Consider the following 5,573-nt stretch of genomic DNA (forward strand, 5'->3'; position numbering starts at 1 on the left):
CTATCAGGTTTTATTCCCTTTTCTCTTAATTTTCTGGCCAGTTGGTTTGCCTTTTCGTTTACTTCCTTATAAGTCAGTTGTTTATCTTCAAACACTACAGCAATATTATTGGGTGTCCGTTCCACCTGTTCCTCAAAAATCTGATGGATGGTCTTTTCCCGAGGGTATCCTGCTTTTGTATTATTAAATTCATATAATATTTGATGTTTTTCGTCTTGTGACAGCATATCAATTTCTAATAGCCTTTTTTCAGGAAAGGCTGCTGCCTCTTCCAATACATTAAGGTAATGGGCAATAAGCCTTATAACTGACTCTTTCTTAAACAACCTGGTAGTATACTCCAATTCAAATGCAATACCGTCCTCTGTTTCCTCAGCGTTTAAAGTCAAGTCAAACTTGGATATTCTTACTTCACTGTCATAGGGCATAAACCTTAGCCCATCCATCTTCACTTCTGATGCCTCGATATTTTGCAGTACAAACATAGTATCGAAAAGTGGATTTCTACCCAGATCCCTTTCCAGGTTAAGCTTATCTACCAGTTCTTCAAATTGGTAATCTTGGTTTTCGTAAGCCCTTAAGGAGTTTTCTCTTACTTCATTAAGGAAGTCCACAAAAGTCTTTCCACCTTGAGGGTGATTCCTCATGGCTAGCGTGTTTACAAACATACCAATAACGTCCTGAAGATCAGTATGCGGCCTTCCTGCAACGGGACTTCCAACTATAATATCTTCCTGTCCGGTGTACTTGGATAAAAGGACATTGTATGAAGCTAAAAGTACCATGTAGAGCGTGGCACCATTATTCACTGCAAGTTTGTTCAGTTTAACAGCAAGCTCCTTGCCTGCTTTGAAACTGATCACATCTCCCTCAAAACTCTGTATAGCTGGCCTAGGGTAGTCTAGCGGCATATTAAGCAAAGGAATTTCTCCTTTGAATACTTGGAGCCAGTATTCTTCCTGCTTACTAATTGTCCCATCAGCAAACAGCCTGTTCTGCCATACGGAAAAATCCTTGTACTGAATCTTAAGTTCCGGAAGTTCCTTACCTTCATACAGGCTCATAAATTCTCTTACCAGTATGTCGTCAGACACCCCGTCAGATATAATATGGTGCTTATCAAACATCATAATATATCTGTCTTCTCCAACTTTTATAAGCCCAACCCTAAGTAAAGGAGCCTCATCAAGGTCAAAGGTCCTAATAAATTCACTGGCTATTTTCGCAGCTCTTTCCTCATCGGTTTCCATATACATAACACTAAAATCCACATTGCTATGGACCTTTTGTACCGGTTTACCATCTATCATATGGAATGAGGTACGGAAAGACTCATGTCTGTCAACAAGCTCCCTAAAAGCCTGTTCAAAGCGCAGTTTATCGAGTTTGCCTTCAATTAGCATAATACCAGGCATGTTGTATGCCATCCCAACTGCGTCAAGCTGGTTTAGAATATACAGCCTTTTCTGGGCGGATGAAATTGGATAGTACTCCATCTCCCCAGCCGGCCCAATAGAATGAAATACACTCTCCTTTGCAATCTTGATGCACTCGGCAACTTCAGACATATTTGGGCTCTTAAATATTTCTTTAAGCGGTATGTTTACATTGAACTCTTTGTGAATCCTGGCAATAAGATTTGCTGCCCTTAAGGAATGTCCCCCCAGCTCAAAGAAATTGTCGTTTCTTCCCACTTTCTCTATACTAAGGATATCCTGCCACAACCCCGCAAGTTTCTCCTCCACTTCACCCAAGGGTGCGACATACTCTATTCCAGCATCGATATTGCCGTCAGGTTCGGGCAATGCCTTCCTATCTATTTTGCCATTGGGAGTCAGCGGCAGCTTTTTTAACTGCATAAAATAGGATGGTATCATATAGTCTGGAAGGTCCTTTAAGAGATGTCCCCTTAGTTCTGCTATTGTTAATTCATTTTCCCCTGCCACATAGGCACACAGATACTTGTTTCCCTTCTGATCTTCCCTTGCAATAACCACTGCTTCCTTTATTGAAACGTGCTTTAGCAGTTGTGCTTCTATTTCCCCCAGCTCTATTCTAAATCCCCTTATCTTTACCTGATGATCTACTCTTCCTAAAAATTCCATATTCCCATCAGACAGCCATCTGGCCAGATCCCCTGTACGATACATCCTTTCCCCTGGTATAAACGGGTTAGGTACAAATTTTTCAGCTGTCAGTTCGGACCGGTTTAGATATCCCCTTGCAAGCCCTTCTCCCCCTATGCACAACTCACCCAAAACCCCTGTAGGCTGAGGTCTCAAGTGTTTGTCAACAACGTAGTATTTTATATTTTGCATTGGCTTTCCGATAGGTACACTCCCGGATTCCAAATAGCTTCCCAGTCTCTTTTCGTAATAACTGGAATCTATGGTGGACTCAGTAACCCCATAGCTATTAACAACCCGCAGTTTCTCTCCATACCAGGATTGTAATCTTTCATAATCTTCCACAGAGAGAGTATCTGATCCAAGTATAAGCAACTTGAGGCTATCAATAATCAAAGCATTATCATGGATATAATCCATAAGAGGAATAATCAGTGCCGGTGTGGATTCAAAGATGGTTATTTTATGGGTTTTAATAAGTGAATATAATCGTGCAGGATCGTATCTCTCCTCGGATGAACAAATAACCATTTGGCCTCCGTTGAGCAGCGTTCTCGAAACATCTCCCACAAATACATCAAAAGAAAAACTTGCGATTTGCAACAGCTTTACATCCATATCCGCAAGCCTATATTCCTTTTTCCATGCGTAAGATATGTTGACAAGACTTCTATGCTCTATCATGATCCCCTTTGGCTTTCCTGTGGTTCCTGATGTATAAATGACATATGCTAAATTACAAGATTTATTAATGACAGGAAGATTTTCTGTTCTCCCGTTGTAATTCACACAGTCATCAAAGCTTATAATATCAAGATCAAATTTAATTTTTTCTTTATGATGTTCTTGCGTAAGAATAATTCCAGCCAAGCTGTCATCGATCATATATCTGATTCGTTCTTCAGGATATTCGGTGTCTATGGGTAAATACGCGCCTCCTGCTTTAAATACAGCAATTACACCTATTATCATTTCTATGGACCGGTCTACCATTATAGCTACTACACTGTCAGGTTTTAATCCCTTGTCCCTTAAGATCCAAGCCAGTTGATTGGCCTTTTCATTAAGTTCTCCGTAAGTCAAGTATTTATCTTCAAATACTACTGCTATGTTATCAGGCGTCTTTTCCACTTGTTCTTCAAATAGCTCTTGTATGGTCTTATCCTTAGGATATTCTACTTTTGTATCATTGAAGCCATAGATTATTTGCTGTTTTTCCTCCTGGGACAACATATTTATTTCCGACAACCTTTTAAACGGATTTGCGGTTATCTCTTCCAACACGTTAAGGTAATGAGCCGCCAACCTTTTTATAGTCTCTTTTTTGAAAAGCCGAGTACAATATTCAAAGCTAAAAGCCATACCATCTTCACGCTCTATTGCATCAATGGATAGGTCAAATTTTGATATTCTATACTCTAGCCCGTTATTAAAAGGTCTGAAGCTTATACCAGGTACTGCAAATTCTACCTTAGAGGCATTTTGCATGGTAAACATAGTATCAAACAGTGGGTTTCTGCTCATGTCCCTCTTCAAGTTAAGCTTCTCAACCAGTTCTTCAAATTGGTAATCCTGATTGTCATAAGCCCTTAGAGCGTTTTCTCTTACTTCATTCAAGAATTCTACAAAGGTACTATCTCCCTTGGGGTAATTTCTCATAGCCAAGGTATTTACAAACATACCAAGGATATCCTGCAGGTCTGAATGTGGCCTTCCGGCTATAGGGCTTCCAACGATTATGTCTTCCTGTCCGGTGTGCTTAGACAGCAATATGTTGTATGCCGCGAGCAGTGTCATGTAAAGCGTAGCCCCATTATCCCTTGCAAGCTTGTTTAATTTATTCGTAAGCTCACTGCCTGCTTCAAAGCTAAAAAAATCCCCTTCAAAGCTTTGTATTACAGGCCTTGGATAGTCTAGCGGCATATTCAGTACAGGTATTTCTCCCTGGAATGCTTGGAGCCAGTATTCCTCCTGGCTGCTAATTCCGCCCTCATCAAACAGTTTATTCTGCCATACAGCGTAGTCCTTGTACTGTATCCGAAGTGCTGGAGGGTTGTTTCCTTCATAAAGATCCATAAACTCACGAATCAGTATGTCCATGGAGACACCATCGGATATAATGTGATGCATATCAAACATCATAAGATGCCTGTCTTCTCCCGTTTTTACAAGCTCTACCCTTAGCAGAGGAGCCTTGCCAAGATCAAAAGGTCTGGCAAATTCCCCAGCATACTCTGCGGCTTTTTCTTCGTTAGTTTCAAAGTACATCATGCTGAATTCCACATGGTCATGAACCTTCTGGACCGGGTTACCATCGATCATGTGGAACGATGTTCTAAGAGTCTCATGCCTTTTTACCAACTGCCTGAAGACTTCCTGGAAACGCGCTGTATCAATGCTTCCTTCCAGCAGCATAATACCAGGCATGTTGTATGCTGTCCCTGCCCCTTCAAGCTGGTTTAGTATATACAGCCTTCTTTGTGCAGATGACATAGGGTAGTATTCCATTTCTCCTGCCGGTTGGATTGACTGATATAGGCTCTCCTTTGAGTCTTTAATATATCTGGCAATTTCTAAGATGGTTGGTGTCTTGAATATTTCCTTAAGAGGTATGTCTATATTGAACTCTTTGTGAATTCTTGCTACAAGGCTTGTTGCCTTTAACGAGTGTCCCCCAAGCATAAAAAAGTTATCATTTCTTCCTACCTTCTCTATTCCAAGGATATCCCGCCACAACAGCGCAAGTTTCTCCTCTATTTCTCCCGAAGGTACTACGTATTCTACGCCGGTATTAACATTGCTATCGAGCACAGGCAATGCTTTCCTGTCTATTTTTCCATTAGGGGTCAATGGCAGCTTTTCCATCCGCACAAAGTAGGAAGGGATCATGTAGTCCGGGAGCTCTTTTGACAAGTGTTCCCTCATCCCCTGTACGGTTATTTCTTGATCCGGTACGACGTACGCACAAAGATACTTATTTCCGTCAGCTCCTTCTTTGTCCAATACCACTGCTTCTTTTATTGCTTCATGCTTTAATAACCGGTTCTCTATTTCACCCAGTTCTATCCTGTAGCCTCTTATCTTTACCTGATGGTCGATCCTGCCCAGGTATTCTAGGTTGCCGTCAGGCAGCCACCTTGCCAGGTCACCTGTCCTGTACATTCTTTCACCCGGTGCGAATGGGTTTGCTGCGAATTTTTCTTCTGTAAGTTCCGGTCTGTTCAAGTACCCTCTTGCCAGTCCATCCCCTGCTATACATAGTTCTCCCGCTACTCCTATCGGCTGCAGGCCCTTTTCCTTACTCACAACATATAACTTAATGTTATCTATGGGCTTTCCTATTGGTACAAGCTCCAATTCTTCTTCCGTGGAGCAGCCAAAGTAGGATACATCTACTGTTGCTTCTGTTGGTCCGTACAGGTTATGCAGGCTTGTTCCTTTTTCTTT

General features: G+C 41.5%; 1 protein-coding gene. It reads right to left on the reverse strand.

The window, feature by feature from the left end; genetic code table 11:
• Window positions 1-5,573: non-ribosomal peptide synthetase (locus G9G53_RS25470; RefSeq protein WP_165150860.1), on the reverse strand; the 5,573-nt coding region annotated here is incomplete at both ends.

This window comes from Paenibacillus sp. EKM206P (assembly GCF_011066155.1).
GTDB lineage: Bacteria > Bacillota > Bacilli > Paenibacillales > Paenibacillaceae > Paenibacillus > Paenibacillus polymyxa_D.